The sequence below is a fragment of the Photobacterium profundum genome, assembly GCF_003026285.1.
In the GTDB taxonomy this organism is placed as follows: Bacteria; Pseudomonadota; Gammaproteobacteria; order Enterobacterales; family Vibrionaceae; genus Photobacterium; species Photobacterium profundum.
On sequence record NZ_PYOD01000001.1, the window covers coordinates 1021659 to 1042979 of the forward strand.

A 21321-nucleotide genomic window follows, 5' to 3' on the forward strand; every position below is an offset into this window, starting at 1 on the left:
CTATTCAAGCGCTGCTCTGGCAGCGCTTTTTAATATCTACTTAATTAAAGGCTATCCAATGACTTTAGAGAATGTCAGCTCCAACAAAAGTTTTGGCGGTTGGAACAAACAATATACTCACCGTTCGACTGCATTAAACTGCAATATGCGCTTTGCCATTTACTTACCACCGCAAATTGCCAGTGGTAAAAAAGTACCAGTACTGTATTGGTTGTCAGGCCTAACATGTACCGATGAAAACTTCATGCACAAAGCAGGCGCACAACGCCTAGCTGCTGAATTAGGTATGGCTATTGTTGCCCCAGATACGAGCCCACGCGGTGACGATGTTGCTGATGATGCCGATGGTAGCTATGACTTTGGGTTAGGTGCCGGCTTTTATGTCAATGCCACGCAAGCGCCCTTTAACCGTCATTACCAGATGTATGATTATGTAGTTAACGAACTGCCTGCTCTAATTGAAGCAAACTTCCCTGTAACCCAACAACGTGCTATCAGCGGTCACTCTATGGGGGGGCATGGTGCATTAACGATTGCACTGAAAAACCCAGCACGCTTTAGTTCGGTATCGGCATTCAGCCCAATAGTGAACCCTATGCAATGCCCATGGGGACAAAAAGCATTCAGTGGTTACCTAGGTAAAGACACCGAACAATGGAAAGCCTACGACACAACTGAGCTCATGAAACACACGGATGCTCGACTACCTGCATTAGTTGATCAAGGCGATCAAGACAATTTCATGGCAGAACAGTTAAAGCCGGAAGCATTGGTCACTGTGGCCAAAAGTGTCGGCTACCCATTAGAACTACGCATGCAAGAAGGCTACGACCACAGCTATTTCTTCATCGCGAGCTTTATTGAAGATCACTTACGCTTCCACGCTAAGCACTTTGCTTAATCACTGATCTTTACCAGCAAGACTAAACAGATACTTAGTTTAAGTTGGTATAAACAATACAAATAAAAAAGCCTCGCATGCGAGGCTTTTTTCATTATAGAGCTAGAAATAACAGGCCAGCTCTAACGCATATAACTGATATTACATGCTGTATGTATATGGCGCTTGAACACCTAAAGGAATACCTAGTGCCCAATATGCTAGCAAGAAGATAGTCCAACCAATCAACATCGCGATTGAGTAAGGCATCATCATTGACGCAAGCGAACCAATACCAGAACCCTTCACATAACGCTGCATGTAAACCACAACAAGTGGGAAGAATACCATCATAGGTGAAATGATATTAGAAACAGAATCACCCACACGGTAAGCCGCCTGAGTAAGCTCCGGTGAGATGCCAACAGCCATTAACATTGGTACTAAGATAGGACCAATCAATGCCCACTTAGCCGATGCCGAACCCACTAACAAGTTAACAAACGCTGTTAGTAAAATCATACCAACAATTGTCACCTGTCCCGGTAAGTTCATTGCATGAAGCAATTCAGCACCAGAAAGTGCAAGTAATGTACCTAAGTTAGATTGCGTAAATGCAACTAAGAATTGAGCAATAAAGAATGCCATTACCATGAAGCTGCCCATGCTGCTCATCGTTGTAGACATAGACTTTATAACATCGTCACTTGATTTAAAGGTACCAGCAACTTTACCGTACACCACGCCAGGAATGACGAATAGAATAAAGATTAGCGGTACAATCGACTGCATTAACGGTGCATTGAATGCAGTGATATCACCAGTCGGCGAACGAAGTGGCGACGTTTCAGGAATAACAGACGCAACCAATACCACGATACCAGCGATCATTGCCCAGCCAGCACGAGAGAAAGCTTTACTTTCTACTTCAGTAAAAGAGCCCATATCCGGCGCTTCTTCTGCATCTTCATCGATTGCAGTATTTGCCAAGCGTGGTTCAATCACTTTATCTGTTACATACCAACCAATACCCACAACAAGTATTGAAGATAGACCGGTAAACAGTAAATTAGACAATGGATTTACGATATAAGTAGGATCTAGAATTTGCGCCGCAGACTGTGTAAAGCCGGCTAATAAAGGATCAATCCCTGATGGAATAAAGTTCGCAGAGAAACCGCCCGATACCCCCGCAAATGCAGCCGCAATACCCGCAAGAGGATGACGCCCAGCAGCGTGGAAGATAATACCACCTAGTGGAATAACCAACACGTAACCCGCATCAGCAGCCGTGTGAGAAACGATTGCCACCAAGATTAACATTGGTGTTAATAATTTCGCAGGCGTGAAATTAAGCATCTTCTTAAGGCCAGTATTGATAAAGCCTGATGCTTCAGCAACACCCACACCCAACATCGCCACTAATACGATGCCTAAAGGTGCAAAGCCGGTAAAGTTCTTAACCATATTTGCTAAGAAGCTGGCAAATGACTCACCGGTTAATAAATTCTTCACTTCAACAGCTTGACCCGTAACTGGGTGAATAAACCCAAAATCAAACTGAGCAAAAACGGCAGAAAGGATCCAAACAATGATTAATCCCCAGAAAAACAATAAAGCGGGATCGGGAATTTTGTTACCTGTTGTTTCTATTGCATTCAAAAAGCGGTTCATTGCACTGCTAGGTGCAGGAGGCATTTGATCTGTTGCTTGCTTACTCATGGGAACTCCATGGAAAATGATGTTGTTATAGATTCGTGACGGTGTCTTTACCACTTTTTACCGTGGCGTATTTATCTTATCGTCCGTTAATCTGTTTGCTTCACCGTTACGATGAAAGTTACCGGTAGATTGTAATGAAAAATGACAAATAAAAAGCTGGTTTAACCATGTAATAACAAAACCTAGCAATACTATATTGTAAATAAATATTAATGCGATACATTTATCCAACAAAATAAGCACACTTTGTATTTGTAAACTCAACACCGAATATCATGTGTTACTACATCTAAATAATATAAATAGTGTAGCTGAAAACAAAAAGACACCCGAAGGTGCCTTTTCTTATGTTCATTCTAGTTTTCAGTGTTTCATGTTACTTTTTTCGATAAAAGTTCATTTCACCGCACTTAATATATTGCACGATAAAATGAAGCTAAAACGAAAATCATTCCCACTCGATAGTTGCTGGTGGCTTACCAGAAATATCATAAACAACACGTGAAATGCCATCAACTTCGTTAATGATACGGTTAGAAACCTTACCTAAGAAATCGTATGGAAGGTGTGCCCAGTGCGCAGTCATGAAATCAATCGTTTCAACAGCACGCAGTGATACAACCCAGTCATATTTACGACCATCACCCATTACGCCAACCGAGCGTACTGGTAAGAATACCGTAAATGCTTGAGACACTTTATTATAAAGATCTGCACTGTGTAGTTCTTCAATGAAGATAGCATCTGCACGACGTAGTAAGTCACAGTACTCTTTCTTTACTTCACCTAGAACACGTACACCTAGACCTGGTCCAGGAAACGGATGACGGTAAAGCATATTGTACGGAAGACCTAGTTCTAGACCAATCTTACGTACTTCATCTTTAAACAATTCGCGTAGAGGCTCCACTAATCCCATTTCCATATCATCTGGCAGACCGCCAACATTATGGTGAGATTTAATCACATGCGCTTTACCATTTTTAGAAGCAGCAGACTCGATAACGTCAGGGTAAATCGTCCCCTGAGCTAACCACTTAGCATTTTCTAGCTTCTTCGATTCTTCATCGAATACATCGATAAATACGTGACCGATAATCTTACGCTTCGCTTCAGGATCGTTCTCACCTGCTAATGCGTTTAAGAAACGATCTTCAGCTTTAACATGTACGATGTTCAAACCAAAATGGTCACCGAACATCTCCATTACTTGCTCGCCTTCGTTTAAACGAAGCAAACCGTTATCAACAAATACACATGTTAGTTTGTCACCGATAGCACGGTGAAGCAGCATTGCCACAACGGATGAATCAACACCGCCGGATAAACCTAGAATAACTTCATCATCACCCACTTGCTCTTTAATGTTAGCAATCGCGTCTTCGATGATGTTTGCTGATGTCCAAAGGTTCTCACAACCACACACGTTAAGAACGAAGTTCTCAATAATGCGCATACCTTGACGAGTATGTGTTACTTCAGGGTGGAACTGAACACCATAAAAACGCTTTTCTTCGTTTGCCATCGCTGCAAATGGGCAGGTGTCTGTTTCTGCAACTTTCACGAAACCATCAGGGATCTCAACAACTTTATCGCCGTGGCTCATCCATACATCAAGTAATGGTGCGCCATCTTCAGCAATTGCATCTTCAATATTTTTAAATAGGCCTGTTGGTTCTACAACTTTAACTTGTGCATAGCCAAATTCACGTTCAGTAGAACCTGCAACTTTACCGCCAAGCTGCTCAGACATTGTTTGCATACCGTAGCAAACACCAAACACAGGTACACCGGCTTCAAACACATATTGTGGAGCACGAGGTGAACCGTCTTCAGTCACACTTTCAGGGCCACCAGAAAGAATAATACCGTTTGGATTGAAGTCACGAATATCGGCTTCATCAACGTCCCAGCTCCAAAGCTCACAATAAACACCGATTTCACGGATACGACGTGCGATTAGCTGAGTATATTGAGAACCAAAATCCAGAATAAGGATACGCTGGTCATGAATATTAGTAGATGTAGTCATTATCGAGAAGTCTCAAAAATAATTGAAAATAGTGGGGGCTAAAAACGCCCCCGATGTTATACAAATTTTTCGCTTAGGCAAACGTTTTCGTCATGATTGAATAATCAATGAACGAATACACTAAAAACACATTTAAGCCATGCGGTAATTTGGTGCTTCTTTGGTAATTGTTACATCATGCACGTGTGATTCTTTGATGCCAGCACCAGAGATACGAACAAATTCAGCTTTAGTGCGTAAGTCGTCAATCGTCGCTGAACCAGTAAGGCCCATGCTTGAACGAAGTCCACCCATTTGCTGATGCACGATTTCTTTAATGTGACCTTTGTAAGCAACGCGACCTTCGATTCCTTCTGGAACCAATTTATCTGCTGCATTATCAGTCTGGAAATAACGGTCTGAAGACCCCTGAGACATCGCGCCAAGCGATCCCATACCACGGTAAGATTTGTAAGCACGACCTTGGTATAACTCAACTTCACCCGGTGCTTCTTCAGTACCAGCGAACATTGAACCAACCATGACACATGATGCGCCAGCAGCAATCGCTTTACACATATCGCCAGAATAGCGAATACCGCCATCAGCAATAACTGGGATACCAAACTCAGAGGCAGCATCAACGGCATCAGAAATAGCAGTTAACTGAGGAACACCCACACCTGTCACAATACGCGTTGTACAGATTGAGCCAGGGCCGATGCCGACTTTAACAGCATCTACACCAGCATCGATTAGGGCACGAGCACCTGCAGCAGTTGCTACATTACCACCAATAATTTGTAGTTCAGGGAAAGCTTCACGGGTTTCACGAATACGCTGTAAAACGCCTTCAGAGTGACCGTGAGATGAATCGATAAGAAGAACGTCAACACCAGCTTCTGCTAATGCTTTAACGCGCTCTTCGTTACCAGCACCAGCGCCAACAGCAGCACCAACACGTAGACGACCACGCTCATCTTTACATGCGTTAGGTTTGCGTTCTGCTTTTTGGAAATCTTTTGCAGTGATCATACCTTTCAGTTGGAAGTCATCATTAACCAGTAGCACTTTCTCTACACGGTATTCTTGCATGATAGCTTCAACGTCTTCACGAGAGGCACCTTCTTTTGCTGCCGCCAATTTTGTTTTTGGCGTCATCACATCTTCAACCTTCATAGAAAGGTCAGTGACAAAACGTACATCACGGCCAGTGATAATACCAACAAGTTCGTTGTTATCAGACACTACCGGATAGCCAGCAAAACCATTTTCAAGGGTAAGTTGTTTTACATCTGCAATCGTTGCAGTTGGCTTCACTGTTACTGGTTCAGACACAACACCAGCTTCGAACTTTTTAACCATGCGAACCTGGTTAGCTTGTTGTTCGATAGACATGTTTTTGTGAATAAAGCCAATGCCACCTTCTTGAGCTAACGCGATCGCAAAACGACCTTCAGTTACTGTGTCCATTGCAGCAGAAACCATAGGAATGTTTAGCGAAATCTTTTTCGTTAACTGGGTGCGCAGATCGGCAGTGTTAGGGAGAACCGTAGAGTGTGCTGGAACCAGCAAAACATCATCAAAAGTTAAAGCTTCTTGTTTGATACGTAACATTGCAATATCTCACACCGTGTTAGGGGTTAAAGGAGGATAAAATATTGCGAACAAATTATACGTATGAAGCAATCGTTTGGCTACTAAAAAATTTAAAAAAATAATTGACACTTTTATCTTGATACGTAATATATTTCGGTTAAGTTTCCGGTGTTGCGGTCAATCGTGTATACCAAAGATCTGTCTATAGATCTGCCAGTACACTTTCATTCACTTCCTGCACACCACTTTGTCTTTCGACAGTAGGTATTTCACTTCGTGACTCTATTCACTCAGACGCAATCTAACGATCGTATATTTACCGTTTCTAGCCTTAACGCTGAAGTGCGCTTATTGCTTGAAAATGAGATGGGCATTGTATGGCTCGTCGGTGAGCTATCTAATTTATCTATGCCTGTTTCGGGTCATTGGTATTTCACCCTCAAAGATTCGCGTGCTCAAGTGAAATGTGCCATGTTTCGGGGCAACAATCGCCGCGTTACATTTAAGCCAGCCAACGGCACACAAGTTCTGGTAAAAGCACGTTTATCATTGTACGAACCACGTGGTGATTATCAGCTCATTATCGAAAGTATGCAGCCTGAAGGTGATGGTCGATTACAGCAACAATTTGAACAACTTAAAATGTCGCTGGCAGCGGAAGGGTTATTTGCTCAAGTATTGAAAAAACCACTACCCGAACAACCTAAAAGAGTCGGTATTATCACCTCTAAAACCGGTGCTGCATTGCATGATATTTTAAATGTTTTACACCGCCGCGATCCCAGCTTACCTGTCGTTATTTATCCCACTATGGTGCAAGGCGATGGATCTGCTATTTCGATTGCTCAAGCTATTGGTCGAGCTAATGCACGCCAAGAATGTGATGTCTTGATTGTAGGTCGAGGGGGTGGTTCGCTAGAAGATTTATGGGCATTTAACGAAGAGATCGTGGCACGTACAATTGCCGCTAGTCAGATCCCAATTGTGAGTGCTGTCGGCCATGAAGTTGATGTGACTATTGCCGACTTTGTGGCTGATATGCGCGCACCTACCCCATCAGCAGCTGCTGAATTAGTGAGCCGTGATATCACCCACCAAACACAAAAAATACAACAAAAAAACCAGCAGCTTAAAAACGCCATTCACACTTATCTATCTAAGCGTGAAGCGAAAACAGTTCAACTCACCCATCGCTTAGAACGCCAACACCCTCAATTGCGTCTTAATCAACAGCAACAGCACCTTGATGATATTTCTAGCCGTTTAGAGCTCGCAATGGGGCGATTACTGTCAAGTCATCATCAACATGTAGAGCGTATAAACTACAAATTATCACTGCACTCACCAGTGCAAACGATTAAAAATAATCAAACCACATTAGACCAAAGAAAACGCCGTTTACTCGATGCGATGGATCACCGCTTATTAAATGCTAATCATAAACTAGCACTGGCAGCCGAAAAGTTAGAGACTGTAAGCCCATTAGCAACACTCAGCCGTGGCTATTCAATAACTAGAGATGCTAAAGGTAAAGTGATTCGTCATATTGACCAAGTGAAACCTGGCGATAAGTTAGTAACCAAAGTGACTGACGGTGAAATACATTCAACAGTGAGTGAGTAACTTCTTCCTTACTCGCAATCGAGATCAAGAATAGATGTAAATAGGTGTAGGGTTTAGATGGGTATCAATACTTACATTTTATAAAAAACGCCGCAAGATGCGGCGTTCTATACAGTCTGATTTTACACGGTGTATAGATAATTATTGCATAGATTCGAAGCGTATTGTGATACGCGATTTTGACTTTAATTCATTGCAAAAATTACAAAAATAACTGGCAGAACCGCACGCTTGAAGCTTTTCCATTTCATGTTCACAGTCAGGGCAAAAAGCATGTTTCTTGACTGTGTGTTGGCAAAAATCACAATAATACCCGTCGTCTTTCCAGCTCAATTCGCTCTGACAATCGGGGCAAACATTATCACTCATAACCTTCCCTTTCTTTCAAATCGTCCACCTACATGATGAGTGATCATATAATCAAGCACAAATAAAATTATTAAGTCTAGATCGATCCTTTGATCCAACGCATAAGCAGACTTTATCTCGATCATGATCACATAAAAAACAAATAATGAAACCGGTTTCTGTAACCGGTTTCATTATTGCGATATTGTCTCTCTGTTCATCACATTTCGTTTCATGATCTAAAGGTAAGCTTGCTATGTCGACCAATAAAATCAGCTCAGCGTTTCCTGATAACTTTTTATGGGGAGCGGCATCTGCCGCTTATCAAGTGGAAGGAGCCCATAACATAGATGGAAAAGGGCCGTCCATTTGGGATGATTTTTCTCATCAACCAGGCACCACCCACGAAGGAACAAATGGCGACGTAGCTGCAGATCACTATCATCGATTTAAAGAAGATGTGGCATTAATGGCCGAGATGGGCATGCAAAGTTATCGATTTTCGATCAGTTGGCCTCGTCTATTTCCAAACGGTCGTGGGACGGTAAATAAAGCAGGGGTTAAGTTTTATAGCGATTTAATTGATGAATTAATTAAACATGGCATTAAGCCCATGATAACCCTGTACCATTGGGATTTACCTCAAGCATTACAAAATATTGGTGGCTGGGAATCACGTGAAACGGTAGAAGCATTCGAACAGTATGCGGCATTATGTTATCAAGAATTTGGTGATCGCGTTTCACTCTGGTCCACCTTCAACGAAACACTAATTTTTATCGGCATGGGTTATTTTACAGGGGCTCACCCTCCAGGATTAAGCGATCCTAAGCGAGGAATTCAAGCGTGCCACCATGTTTTTATCGCGCATGCTAAAGCGGTTAAAACTTTCCGTGAATACCAACATCAGCAACGCATACCACAAGACGGACAAATCGGCTTTGTTAATGTCATGCAACCGCATGACCCCATCACCGACAAACCAGAAGATATTGCCGCATGTAAAATGGCGGATGATCTGCTAACACACTGGCTTTATGATCCGGTATTAAAAGGTGAATACCCTTCACATATTCTAAATGTGACTCAGTTAACATGGGGCGTACCTGTATTTTTACCAGAAGATGATGATTTACTTAAAAACAATATCTGTGATTTCATCGGAGTGAATTACTACAAGCGAGAATGGGTAGCAGCCAACCCAGATATTAGTAATACCAAAATAAATACAACAGGTAACAAAGGTTCAGGTCAAGAGTTTGGATTTAAAGATTTATTTAAATTTGTTCGTAATCCAAAATCAACATATACCGATTGGGATTGGGAGATTTACCCTGAAGGTTTATGTGTTGGAATGCTGCGTTTAAAAGAGCGATACGGTGATATTCCGTTCTACATAACTGAAAATGGTTTAGGTGCAAAAGATCCGATCATTGATGGTGAAATTGTTGACCAACCTCGTATTGATTACCTATCAAGTCACATTGACGCTGCTGAATCGGCGATTAAACAAGGAATTGATCTTCGTGGATACTACCCATGGTCTTTCATTGACTTACTGAGTTGGTTAAACGGTTACCAAAAACAATATGGTTTTGTATACGTCGACCGAGAAAATAATTTGCAGCGAAAACGTAAGAAGTCTTTTTTCTGGTATCAGGAAGTGATTAAATCAAATGGTGCTAAACGTTAACCGCCTTGTTCAAGCGTGAGCCTGCATCTTGAGGTAACTTAGGTATAATCGCCCGACTCTGTTCGGGCTTTTTATTAGCTCTAATACAGAACTAAAAAAACAACAGCGATAAACATCTCGTTTAATATATTGATTTCAACCTCGTGGAAATTGAACCAATGGCAACCATCAAAGATGTATGTAAATTAGCAGGCGTTTCAAAAGCCACAGTTTCCCGAGTATTAAATAGTACAGGGCAAGTCAAAAAATCCACGGCAGACGCCGTGTATCAAGCAATTAGTATCTTAGATTATAAACCAAACAGCCTTGCACGTGCTCTAGCCACTAACAGCACGAATACGATTGGCTTAGTCGTTTCTGCTTTTGAAGGTGCATATTTCAGTAGTTTATTACGTCAAGCATCGCAAACTGCGTTACAAGCAGGTAAACAATTACTGATCATGGATGGTGGGCATAGTAGTACAAGCGAACAATTGGCTATCGAGAGCTTAGTAGAACGTAAAGTCGATGCAGTCATTCTTTATACACGCCAAATACCTGAAACTGTACTCAAACAGTTGATGAATGATCTTTCCATTCCTCTGATTATCATTAACCAACAAGTGGAAGGTTTTGAAGATCGTTGTATCAGCTTTAATCAGTATGAAGCCGCCCAGCAAGCAGCAGAATATCTTTTAAGCAAAGGGCATAAAGAATTTGCCTGTATTACTGGACCTGAATCTTCCATTAACTCCCGTTTACGCCTACAAGGGTTTCAAGACACCTTAATCAAGCACAATCTACCAACTTGCACGGCTTATCATGGTGATTATTTTACCCAAAGTGGTTATCACGCTTGTAATGAGTTACTTGCCAGTAAGCAATCTTTCACTGCTATTTTCGCCGCCAATGACAATATGGCAATGGGAGCTATTCGGGCATTACACGATGCAGGGTTACAAGTACCTCAAGATATTTCAGTATTAGGCTTTGATAATGATCCAGCGGGTGAGTTCACTATTCCGAGTTTAACCACAATCATGCTTCCGGTAGAAAAAATGGCATATACCGCTATCAAGCAGACACTACAATTGCTCGATAATCGAAAGATCAGCCCTATTGCTCTATTTTCAGGCAGCTTGATCGTTCGAGAATCAGTTGATCATTTATGAAAAGGATTGTGATCAGCGATCTGGTACCAAAAGAACATTTATGAACACGCATCCCGAAAGCATAAGTTACAAGTTCTGCATATGGATTTTAAACAGCATAATAAACTTTAATTTGGTGATTTAAGTGAAAGATCCAGATACAACTGTATATTCAATTAATTATCAGCAATAGATAACAGCCCCCTCTATTTACAGGCTTTTTGCTTTCAACAGCCAGATCGCCTGCTAATATTTGGTCACTTTTTTTATTGATTTCTCATTCCTTTATTTTTAAAAATTAAAAAAATCGCCTTCCGGCGACCTTTAATCAGTATAAAACGCTACAAAGGGATATTATCTAGGGTTTTGTGTGGGTAACCATTATCAATTCTTGATCGCTAACGTGTTCGAACTGCACAAATAGCGCACTGTATTCAGAAAGAGATTGTATATGAGAGCCACCACATGGAATTTCAATGACTTCCTCCTCACCTAAATCACATTGCCAGTAACGTGAATCCGTTAACTGCACACCTTCACGGCGCATCACTACCGCTGCACCACTATGGCGCCAAATTTCTAGCTGCTGATTAATGAGATCAGTTAACGCGACTAAATTGGCCAGCATATCAGCCGTATTGAGCCCACGTTTGCGCAATGTTTTGCCCAAACGATAGGTATCCGTACTTTTATCTTCACTCACAATGCTTTGCTGCTGAGCATAACTATGAAAATCATAATGGCCTAATTCATCTTTACGTGAGGCATCTTTACGCCAATAGTCGCTATGTAGCACTTTATTGAGTGCTAAAGAGGACAGGTGCCCTGCGCTATGCCCACGACTTAATGCCTGTTGATAAGCCCTATCAACCGACAAGATGACAGTATCTCCTTTTCTCCATTGAGCGTCTTCAGCAATATGATGTACCACAACAAACGCCCAACCCGGCACATCACGTTTAACGGGAATATCTGTACCGACATAAAGCGTGCTCGTCGCTAAATCAACGGCACCAGTAAAACAACCAGTCACATCAAAGCAACGATCTCCCAAGCCAATAGTGCCTCTATCTGCAGGGTGATCAGGCCAAATATGACTAACAGGATGAAAACAGGTTCGATCTGTTACGACGTATACACCACGTGAAGTCGCTGGTTCACATAACTGAATTTCAGCTTCTGTTCGCCATTCTGGCACCGTAAATAACACATGAGTTGGTGTGACATCAGACATATTTGAGCCTTTCCTTATTATGGTATAAGTACCAGATAAAAAAATACCCAACGCAAGGCTGGGTATTTCAATCGATTCGCTATTAATAAAACAAATTACTTACGGCGACCGTGAAGCATTCCCGTCAAACGCTTACGCTGACGTTCTTGAGAAACAGTTAATTTCTGCTTCGTTGTTTCAAATGGGTTTTCACTATTCTGGAATTGAATACGAATTGGTGTACCCATCATTTCTAATGAACGACGGTAATAGTTCATTAGGTAACGCTTGTATGATGCTGGCAACTCATTAACCTGATTACCGTGAATAACGATAATTGGTGGGTTGTAGCCACCCGCATGCGCATACTTTAACTTCACACGACGTCCACGAACCATTGGTGGCTGGTGATCATCTTGAGCCATTTGCATAATACGTGTTAGAAGCGATGTACTAATACGCTTAGTTGCTGACTGATATGCTTCAATAACTGAATCATATAAGTGACCAACACCTGTACCATGCAATGCTGAAATAAAGTGAATACGGGCAAAATCAATGAAACCTAAACGGCGATCTAATTCTGATTTAACGCGCTCTTTCACTTCATTATCAAGCCCATCCCACTTGTTAACAGCAAGTACAAGTGAACGACCTGAATTAAGAACAAAACCTAATAGGCTTAAATCTTGATCCGAAATATTTTCACGAGCATCAATGATAAGCAAAACAACGTTCGCATCTTCAACCGCTTTTAGGGTTTGAATTACAGAGAATTTTTCAACCGCTTGGTTCATATTCTTACGACGACGAACACCAGCAGTATCGATTAGAACGTATTCTTGTCCATCACGTTCCATTGGAATGTAGATAGAGTCTCGCGTCGTACCTGGCATGTCATACACAACAACACGTTCTTCACCAAGAATACGGTTAGTTAGTGTTGATTTACCTACGTTAGGACGACCAATGATCGCTAACTTAATAGGCTGCTCTTGAAGACGTTTGTAAGCTGCTTCTGCATCTTCTTCCGTCAGATCTGCTTTTTCGATATCTTCAACTGAAGTTAAATCAATTAGACCTTCTTCGTCATTATCTTTCAATGATTCTGCAAATGGGGCTAATGCACGCTCCATCAAGGCTGTTACACCACGGTTATGTGCTGCAGCAACTTGATACATCGCATCAACGCCTAGCTTCCAGAATTCAGCACAAGCACTATCAGCATCAATACCATCAATCTTGTTTACAACAAGAAAGGTTGGTTTTTCACGGCTACGAAGGTGTTTTGCAATCGCTTCATCAGACACAGTCAGACCTGCACGACCATCAACAAGAAACAGTACGACATCTGCTTCTTCAATAGCTGCTAATGACTGTTCAGCCATTTTTGTTTCAACACCTTCTTCAGTGCCATCAATACCGCCGGTATCAATAACAATAAATTCGTGCTCTTCTAGCTCAGCTCTGCCGTATTTACGATCCCTTGTTAGGCCAGGAAAATCAGCTACCAGCGCATCCCTTGTGCGGGTAAGACGGTTGAATAACGTCGATTTACCTACGTTAGGGCGCCCAACTAGGGCAACAACAGGAATCATAAGTACCTCTTACTTTTTAGTGTCTTACAGACAATTGTCCCATTCATTCTTGCCTCCAGCTGACATTATCGTACAGCCTTCATCCGACAATAATATGCGAATAGGTATAACAACAACGGCTCCTGACTGTTTGAAACAGCAGGAGCCGACAAAAATTTCACTGCATTATACCGACTAATTACGGCATTTGCATTTTGTTGATTTTACCATCACGAGTCACAACTAGATAGCCATCATCTAAAGCAATTGGCGGTATAGCAAAACCACTACCATCTGTTGCTTGTTGAGCAACAAACTCACCAGTGTAGGGGTCTAACCAATGAAGATAACCTTCACTGTCACCTAATACTAAGTAACCAGAAATCACAGCAGGAGCACTTAGTAAGCGATATTCCAGATCTTTATTTTGCCAAAGTTCTGTGCCACTACGTGTATCTACTGCAACAATGTGATCTTTGTCTGTTACTAAGTATAACTGGCTACCATCAATAGCGAAATCTGTAGCTGATGAGTAAGCTCGCTTCCAAGCAACTTGACCACTACGCAGTTCAATTGAAACTAACGCACCGTTGTAACCTAAAGCATATAAACGCTCACCGGCAATAACAGGGCTTGCATCAACATCAACTAAACGATCTATCTCTGTAGCACCTTTTGGTGAACCAATAGGTTGCTGCCATAGCATTTGACCAGTATTCATCAATGCACCAGCAAGACGACCATTGGCCTGTCCCCAGAAAATACCGCCTGAAATCGCTACTGGTGAACTATCACCACGCAATGTCAGTGTTGGTACTTCACTGCTTAGCTGCCATTTTGCTTCACCGGTTTCAGCATCAAGCGCTTGCAACACACCACGGCTGGTATTAACTACTACCATGCCATTATCAACAAGCGGTTTTGCGAGTACTTCGCCTTCAACTTTTGTACGCCAAATTTCTTCACCGGTTTCTTCATCCAATGCAATGACATCCGCATTTTCAGTACCAATGAATAATTTACCGTAAGAAAGCGTAATACCACCAGAAAGCTTAGCCGTTACGTCGCCTTGTAAGTCTTGTTGCCAAATCACTTTACCGTTTTCAGGATCAAGTGCTTTAACAAGACCATTTCGATCAGCCGCAAAAATTTTGCCATAACCGATAGCTGGAGATAATCGAGAGAAGTAACCTTCAACGCCATCACCAATGGTCTGACTCCAGACTTGTGTTGATGCAATTGTATTCTCAACAACAGGTAATGGTGCCATCTGATTCGTATCTTCTTCACTAGCACAGCCAGCAAGAACACCAAGCGTTAGCGCAACAGTTAAAGCTCGCTTAAACACTTTTTGCATAGTCATCCGCCTTACTGAGCTAGATCATCAAGCTTCATCTGCAATGCAGGCGAGGCACCAAGTTGCTGTGCACTTATGTAAGCGTTACGAGCAGCAATAATATCGCCTTTAAGCAATAAGATATCACCGCGCAGCTCAGCAATTTTTGACTGCCAGCTTGTCGCTGTTACTTTATCAAGCTCAGCAAGCGCTTCATCGAATTTCTGTTGCTCTGCATAAATACGTGCAAGACGCGTCTGTGCAAGAGGCAAGATTGCTTGATCTTTAGTTTGGCTAATAGCCCAAGTTAGCTGCTTAATAGCACCATCTAAATCACCAAGCTCGACTTGTGTTTTCGCCAGTTGAAGTGCCGCAAGTACTGAGTACTGGCTGCTTTCATTTGCCGAAATAAACGCTTGTACATCAGCCACAGCATTTTCGCTGCCACTATCGAGAGTCGTCATTACCTGTGAATAAGCATCAGATGTCAGTTCTTTTGTTGTTTGAACTTCACCTTGGTAATAACGCCAGCCATAAAGACCACCCAAACCAATCACAGCACCAAGAACAACGGCTTTGCCGTTCTCTTTCCACCATGATTTAAGTGCTTCAACCTGTTGTTCTTCGGTCTCGTAGACTTCCACTTCCTGTCCTCTCTTAAATCAATTCAGCCAGCTTTGCTGCTACTTCATCCTGTGCCATGGTTGTTTGCTCACCACCACGGAGATCTTTTACTACCACAGTGTTATCAGCGATTTCATTCTCACCAAGAACCAGTGCAATAGCTGCGCCTACGTTATCAGCACGTTTAAATTGCTTTTTAAAATTACCGCCACCGAAGTGGTTCATAACACGTAAGCCGGGAACATTTTCGCGCAGCTTTTCAGCCAGTTTCATTCCAGCCATCATAGTGCCTTCACCAACAGTAACGACATAAGCATCAACTGAGCGACGAACGTCTGCCAGTTCAAGTGTTTCCATCAGTAAAACTAAACGCTCAACACCCATAGCAAAACCAACTGCAGGCGTTGCTTTGCCGCCAAGTTGTTCGACTAAGCCATCATAACGACCACCGCCACAAACAGTACCTTGAGCACCTAGGCTTTCAGTAATCCATTCGAATACAGTACGGTTATAGTAATCTAAACCACGTACAAGGCGTTCATTTACTTGATATTCGATACCAGCAGCGTCTAATAGTTCACATAAACCAGCAAAATGTGCTTTAGAATCGTCATCTAAGTACTCAGAAAGCTTCGGTGCGTCGACCAAAATTTCTTGTACTGCTGGATTTTTAGTATCAAGCACGCGTAACGGATTCGTGTGCATACGACGCTTACAATCTTCGTCAAGCACATCTAAATGCTGTTCTAAGAATGCAATCAATGCTTCACGGTAGGTCGCACGAGCTTCTAAAGAACCTATTGAGTTTAGCTCAAGACGAACGTGTTGATTGATGCCTAACTCACGCCATAGGCGCGCTGTCATCATGATTAATTCAGCATCAACATCAGGGCCATTCAGGCCAAAGACTTCAACACCAACCTGATGAAATTGACGGTAACGACCTTTCTGAGGACGTTCATAGCGGAACATCGGACCGATGTACCATAAACGTTGCTCTTGGTTATACAGCAAACCGTTTTGAATACCCGCACGTACACAACCAGCAGTACCTTCTGGGCGAAGGGTTAAGCTGTCACAGTTACGGTCTTCAAAAGTATACATTTCTTTTTCAACAACATCGGTGACTTCACCAATAGCACGCTTAAACAAATGCGTTGATTCAACGATAGGCATACGAATTTCGTTATAGCCATATGCGCTTACTACTTGCTTAATTGTACCTTCCACTTTTTGCCAAAGAGGAGATTGTGTAGGTAGGCAGTCGTTCATGCCTCGAATTGCTTGAATTTGTTTCGCCACGTTTTTTCTCGTTTACCGACGGGGAATTGAGTCGAATATAAAGGTTATAAAGGAAATAGTGAACCGCTCCCTGTCAATCAGAGGGCGGTTTCGGTTTATTTCTCTACTTCTTGTACATTAATGCGGTTATTAACGTCCAACATCGCTGCTTTTGCGCGGATTTTTGTTTCTAGCTGATCAATGACATTATCATTATCAAATCGTTCTTTTTGACGAATGCCATCTTCATAAAATGCGCTTTTACGGCTACTGCCTGCAACACCCAAATGAGAAACTTCCGCTTCACCAGGGCCATTGACAACACAACCGATAATGGAGACATCCATTGGAGTCGTAATGTCTTCTAAGCGTTGTTCTAACTCGTTAACTGTACCAATAACATCAAACTCTTGACGAGAACATGTTGGGCAAGCAATAAAGTTAATACCACGAGAACGAATACGCAATGATTTAAGAATATCAAAACCAACTTTGATTTCTTCAACCGGATCGGCAGCTAATGAAATACGTAACGTATCACCAATACCTTCAGCTAAAAGCATGCCTAAACCAACGGCTGATTTAACGGATCCTGCACGCGCACCACCGGCTTCGGTAATGCCTAAGTGCAAGGGTTGTTTAATCTGCTTCGCTAATCGACGGTATGATTCAACGGCTAAGAAAACATCAGACGCTTTCACGCTCACTTTGAATTGGTCAAAGTTCAAGCGATCTAGAATGTCGACATGACGCATTGCTGATTCAACAAGTGCATCAGGCGTAGGTTCACCGTATTTCAGTTGGATTTCTTTTTCTAACGAACCACCATTAATGCCGATTCGAATAGGAATATCATAATCGCGGGCACATTCAACAACAGAACGTATACGCTCTTCATTACCAATATTACCTGGGTTAATACGTAAACAATCAACACCGTATTCAGCCACTTTTAGTGCAATACGGTAATCAAAATGAATATCAGCAACCAGCGGTATATTGACCTGCTGCTTAATAAGCTTAAACGCTTCTGCTGCATCCATTGTGGGAACAGACACACGCACAATATCTGCACCGACTTTTTCTAATGCTCTTATCTGCGCAACAGTTGCTGCAACATCTGTGGTGAGCGTATTTGTCATCGATTGAACGGCAATCGGTGCACCATCACCAATCGGCACATCGCCGACATAAATGCGAGTGGATTGTCGACGTATAATTGGAGATTCACTATGCATTACATATTCTCTTTACAGCGGAAGCTTAAATCTTGCGACTTTACCAGCAGGATACACGCTAAGATCAACAGGTTCGCCTTTGTAAGTCATTTCGACAACACCCGGCGCACCAAGTACAACTTTAAACGGTGCTGCGCCATTTAAGTTCAGCACATCACCCGTTTTTTTAATACCAGTATCAAGACGCTTACCATTCGCGTCACGAACATCAATCCAGCAGTCTCCGGCAAAGCTCAGTTTTAAATCTGAAACAATGGCACCGTCATCTGTGCTCTCCGCACTTTCAGATATAACATCCGACGCTTGCTCTGCGACAAAACTGTCGTTATCGCTCCCCGCATTAATGACTGTGGATGGGTTTGAAATTGAAACTTCATCATCAACAGCAGAAATCAAATCACTATCATTAGTGGCAGATAACACCGTTTCAGGTTCGCTTGCGGTAACAACGGTACCTTCAGCTGCCGCATTAATATCAGAAGCTGATACACCCGTTATCGTCGGATCAGATAAGTCAGAATTGGCTATGGATTCATCTAACGGTTGAGACAACTCACTAAAAACCGTTGATAAGTCAGTACCCGACTCTAGTTGCTCACTTTGCCACCACCATGCAGCGGTTAGGCCGATGATGATCGCCGCGACCCCCCAAGTAATACCCATAATTCGACTATCATGTGCTTCACGCTTCGTTCGACGAGAGAAGCTTTGCATTTCTTGTTCTTTAGGCTGTGCATGGCCAAGTAGATCCAGCTTTGCCAGTATTTCTTTTTCATTTAAGCCAACATATTTAGCATATGAACTCACATAACCACGCGTAAACGTGGCGACTTGAGATTCTTCAAAAATGTTGTCTTCAATATTATTGATAACAGAAAGTTTAAGGCGTAAACGGCTGGCAATATCTTTTTGAGAGTAGCCTAGCTTTTCACGCGCTTGTCGCAGCATATCCCCTGGACGAATCACTTCTTCTGTTGAATTATCTTCGTTCTCTTTAATATTCATTGGCTAGATATTTCTGATATTGCTGAGAATCTGGGAACTGCTCTTTAAGCAAAACGGCATACTTATCCACTTCTGTTAATCGTCCAGCCTGATTTTCTAACTGAATGAGTAGCCACAAGCTATCCGCTTTATACCCATATCTCTTGTTAAATTTAAAAAGCATGACGCGTGCATCTTTAAAATTATCAGATTCAATTTCAAGTTGCGCCAGCTGCAAAATAGATTTTGGTCTGTACGGGTCATGAGAGAGCGATTTTTTAAAATAAAATTGTGCTTGTGAATTATCACCTTTTTTAAGGCTACACAAACCTGCATTCTCATAACTGGCAGATATCAAATAATAATACGGTTGTTTAATTGCCTTTTCAAAGGCTTTGATGGCATCGTCGTAACGTTGCTCACTACACAAGAATACACCATAGTTATTTAAAACATCGCCATTTTTTGGTGAATCTCGTAATGCTTTTCTATACATACTTTCAGCAGCGTCATTCTCATCCACAGTCTGAAAGTAATATGCCATTGCGTTTTGAGCACGATAATACCTAGGAGCATACTTTAATGCTGTTTCAAGGTTTTCTCTTGCTCGTTGCCATTGACCATCATTTAAATAGCTAAGTCCAAGAGCGATCCTGGCCTCAGATGCATCGATACGATTAAATTCTTTCTTATTGCCTATTTCTTGGACTGTTATACAGCCTACCAACAAGCTACACAATAATGGGTACAACGTCCATTTAACCATGTTTTATCTCACATCGACATCCTTGTCTATACGTCTGTTTTTAGACCGTTTTGACAGGGATTTGTTCACCGTCTTGCTGCTTAACTTGTGTGCGTTTCGTGCGGTCAATCACATCACCGACTAATTGCCCACAAGCTGCATCAATATCATCACCGCGAGTTTTACGTACTGTGACTGTAAAGTCATATTCCATAAGCGTTTTCATGAAACGATCAATACGTGAATTACTCGGTTTACGGTATGGTGACCCAGGATACGGGTTGAATGGAATAAGATTAATCTTTGCAGGCGTATCTTTTAGCAATACTGCTAACTGACGCGCATGTTCCATGTCATCATTAACATGATCTAACAAAACATATTCAACAGTTACACGACCGCGGTTCGCATTTGATTGCTCAACGTACCGACGAACCGACTCTAGGAAGGTCGCGATATTGAAGCGATCATTAATTGGCATGATTTGAGAACGCAGCTCATCTGTTGGTGCGTGCAAAGAAATAGCCAAAGCAACATCAATATTACCCGTCATCTGATCAAGACCAGAAACAACTCCTGATGTAGAAACAGTTACACGACGTTTAGACAAACCAAAGCCGATATCATCCAGCATAATTTCTAATGCTGGGATCAGGTTTTTCATATTAAGAAGTGGCTCACCCATTCCCATCATTACAACATTGGTGATAGGACGACGACCCGTTTCTTTTTCAATACCAATTTCTTTTGCTGCACGCCATACCTGACCAATAATTTCAGATACACGTAAATTACGGTTGAAACCCTGTTGAGCTGTTGAGCAGAAAGTACATGCAAGAGCACAACCCACCTGTGAAGAAACACACAAGGTTGCACGATCACCGTCAGGAATATAGACAGTTTCAACATCTTGATCGCCAACACGCATGGCCCACTTAATGGTGCCATCAACTGAGTGTTGTGCTTCCGAAACATAAGGTGCACGGATTTCAGCAACACGCTTAAGTTTTTCACGAAGCTTCTTATTGATATTCGTCATTTGATCGAAATCATCACAACCGAATTGGTAGATCCACTTCATGATTTGATCAGCACGGAAGGCTTTTTCATTCAGCTCTTCTGCAAAGTATGTACGCAACCCTTTGCGATCTAAATCCAGTAGATTAGTTTTGACTGTTGTCATCGGTTGTTGCCTCATTAAAAAATGACGGATTCTATGCCTTGGCAATCTTAAAAGTATGATTGCGTGTAATAGGACAATTCAAGGCGCGAAATTGTACAGCCTTTGCCTGCCTGTTTCCACTTGTAAGCACTAAG

Annotated in this window: 17 protein-coding genes; 4 read left to right on the forward strand and 13 right to left on the reverse strand. The window is 42.1% G+C overall.

All coding sequences use genetic code 11. The annotated features are described in order from the left end of the window. The first annotated feature begins 58 nt into the window (after window positions 1-58). Complete coding sequence (gene fghA, locus C9J48_RS04515) at window positions 59-901, forward strand: S-formylglutathione hydrolase (RefSeq protein WP_006230829.1); 843 nt, start codon at window positions 59-61, stop codon at window positions 899-901. A 141-nt stretch (window positions 902-1042) separates the two neighbouring features. Here fghA and C9J48_RS04520 read toward each other — a convergent pair whose 3' ends face one another. From C9J48_RS04520 to guaB, 3 genes are all read right to left on the reverse strand, one after another. Next, on the reverse strand, window positions 1043-2602 hold the full coding sequence (locus C9J48_RS04520) for an AbgT family transporter (RefSeq protein WP_006230828.1): 1560 nt from the start codon (window positions 2600-2602) through the stop codon (window positions 1043-1045). Window positions 2603-3050: 448 nt separating this feature from the next. Continuing rightward, window positions 3051-4634 (reverse strand): glutamine-hydrolyzing GMP synthase, encoded by a 1584-nt coding sequence (guaA, locus tag C9J48_RS04525; protein ID WP_006230827.1) that lies wholly within the window; start codon window positions 4632-4634, stop codon window positions 3051-3053. Window positions 4635-4766: 132 nt separating this feature from the next. Then, the gene (guaB, locus tag C9J48_RS04530; protein ID WP_006230826.1) at window positions 4767-6230 is read right to left on the reverse strand and encodes an IMP dehydrogenase; all 1464 of its coding nucleotides are present in this window, start codon (window positions 6228-6230) and stop codon (window positions 4767-4769) included. A 258-nt stretch (window positions 6231-6488) separates the two neighbouring features. On the opposite strand from guaB, the gene xseA reads away from it, so the two are divergent. Continuing rightward, window positions 6489-7835 carry an exodeoxyribonuclease VII large subunit gene (gene xseA / locus C9J48_RS04535; RefSeq protein ID WP_006230825.1) on the forward strand — a complete coding sequence of 449 codons (1347 nt, stop codon included), beginning with the start codon at window positions 6489-6491 and terminating at the stop codon, window positions 7833-7835. A 141-nt stretch (window positions 7836-7976) separates the two neighbouring features. Here the strand turns inward: xseA and C9J48_RS04540 are convergent, their stop codons facing one another. Beyond that, complete coding sequence (locus C9J48_RS04540; RefSeq protein WP_006230824.1) at window positions 7977-8204, reverse strand: zinc ribbon domain-containing protein; 228 nt, start codon at window positions 8202-8204, stop codon at window positions 7977-7979. A gap of 235 nt (window positions 8205-8439) precedes the next feature. Here C9J48_RS04540 and C9J48_RS04545 point away from each other — a divergent pair, with 235 nt between their 5' ends. After that, entirely contained in the window at window positions 8440-9876 is a 1437-nt protein-coding gene (locus C9J48_RS04545) for a GH1 family beta-glucosidase (protein ID WP_006230823.1), read from the forward strand. Between the two features lie 158 nt (window positions 9877-10034). Further along, window positions 10035-11027, forward strand: coding sequence for a LacI family DNA-binding transcriptional regulator (locus C9J48_RS04550; RefSeq protein WP_006230822.1), 993 nt, complete (start codon window positions 10035-10037; stop codon window positions 11025-11027). Between the two features lie 337 nt (window positions 11028-11364). Here C9J48_RS04550 and C9J48_RS04555 read toward each other — a convergent pair whose 3' ends face one another. The 9 genes from C9J48_RS04555 to rlmN all read right to left on the reverse strand — a co-directional run bounded on the left by C9J48_RS04555 (window position 11365) and on the right by rlmN (window position 21187). Then, window positions 11365-12240 (reverse strand): alanyl-tRNA editing protein, encoded by an 876-nt coding sequence (locus tag C9J48_RS04555; RefSeq protein WP_006230821.1) that lies wholly within the window; start codon window positions 12238-12240, stop codon window positions 11365-11367. A gap of 95 nt (window positions 12241-12335) precedes the next feature. Beyond that, window positions 12336-13817, reverse strand: a complete 1482-nt coding sequence (gene der, locus C9J48_RS04560) for a ribosome biogenesis GTPase Der (RefSeq protein ID WP_006230820.1) — start codon at window positions 13815-13817, stop codon at window positions 12336-12338. Between the two features lie 178 nt (window positions 13818-13995). Further along, on the reverse strand, window positions 13996-15153 hold the full coding sequence (gene bamB, locus C9J48_RS04565) for an outer membrane protein assembly factor BamB (RefSeq protein ID WP_006230819.1): 1158 nt from the start codon (window positions 15151-15153) through the stop codon (window positions 13996-13998). Between the two features lie 11 nt (window positions 15154-15164). Further along, complete coding sequence (locus C9J48_RS04570; RefSeq protein ID WP_006230818.1) at window positions 15165-15776, reverse strand: YfgM family protein; 612 nt, start codon at window positions 15774-15776, stop codon at window positions 15165-15167. A gap of 13 nt (window positions 15777-15789) precedes the next feature. Continuing rightward, the gene (gene hisS, locus C9J48_RS04575; RefSeq protein WP_006230817.1) at window positions 15790-17058 is read right to left on the reverse strand and encodes a histidine--tRNA ligase; all 1269 of its coding nucleotides are present in this window, start codon (window positions 17056-17058) and stop codon (window positions 15790-15792) included. A 95-nt stretch (window positions 17059-17153) separates the two neighbouring features. Next, entirely contained in the window at window positions 17154-18275 is a 1122-nt protein-coding gene (gene ispG / locus C9J48_RS04580; RefSeq protein WP_006230816.1) for a flavodoxin-dependent (E)-4-hydroxy-3-methylbut-2-enyl-diphosphate synthase, read from the reverse strand. Window positions 18276-18287: 12 nt separating this feature from the next. Next, window positions 18288-19280, reverse strand: a complete 993-nt coding sequence (gene rodZ, locus C9J48_RS04585) for a cytoskeleton protein RodZ (protein WP_006230815.1) — start codon at window positions 19278-19280, stop codon at window positions 18288-18290. Next, window positions 19270-20025 carry a type IV pilus biogenesis/stability protein PilW gene (gene pilW / locus C9J48_RS04590; protein ID WP_006230814.1) on the reverse strand — a complete coding sequence of 252 codons (756 nt, stop codon included), beginning with the start codon at window positions 20023-20025 and terminating at the stop codon, window positions 19270-19272. The genes rodZ and pilW overlap by 11 nt, the downstream gene beginning before the upstream one ends. 40 nt (window positions 20026-20065) lie before the next feature. Beyond that, complete coding sequence (gene rlmN / locus C9J48_RS04595; protein WP_006230813.1) at window positions 20066-21187, reverse strand: dual-specificity RNA methyltransferase RlmN; 1122 nt, start codon at window positions 21185-21187, stop codon at window positions 20066-20068. Between the last annotated feature and the right edge of the window lie 134 nt (window positions 21188-21321).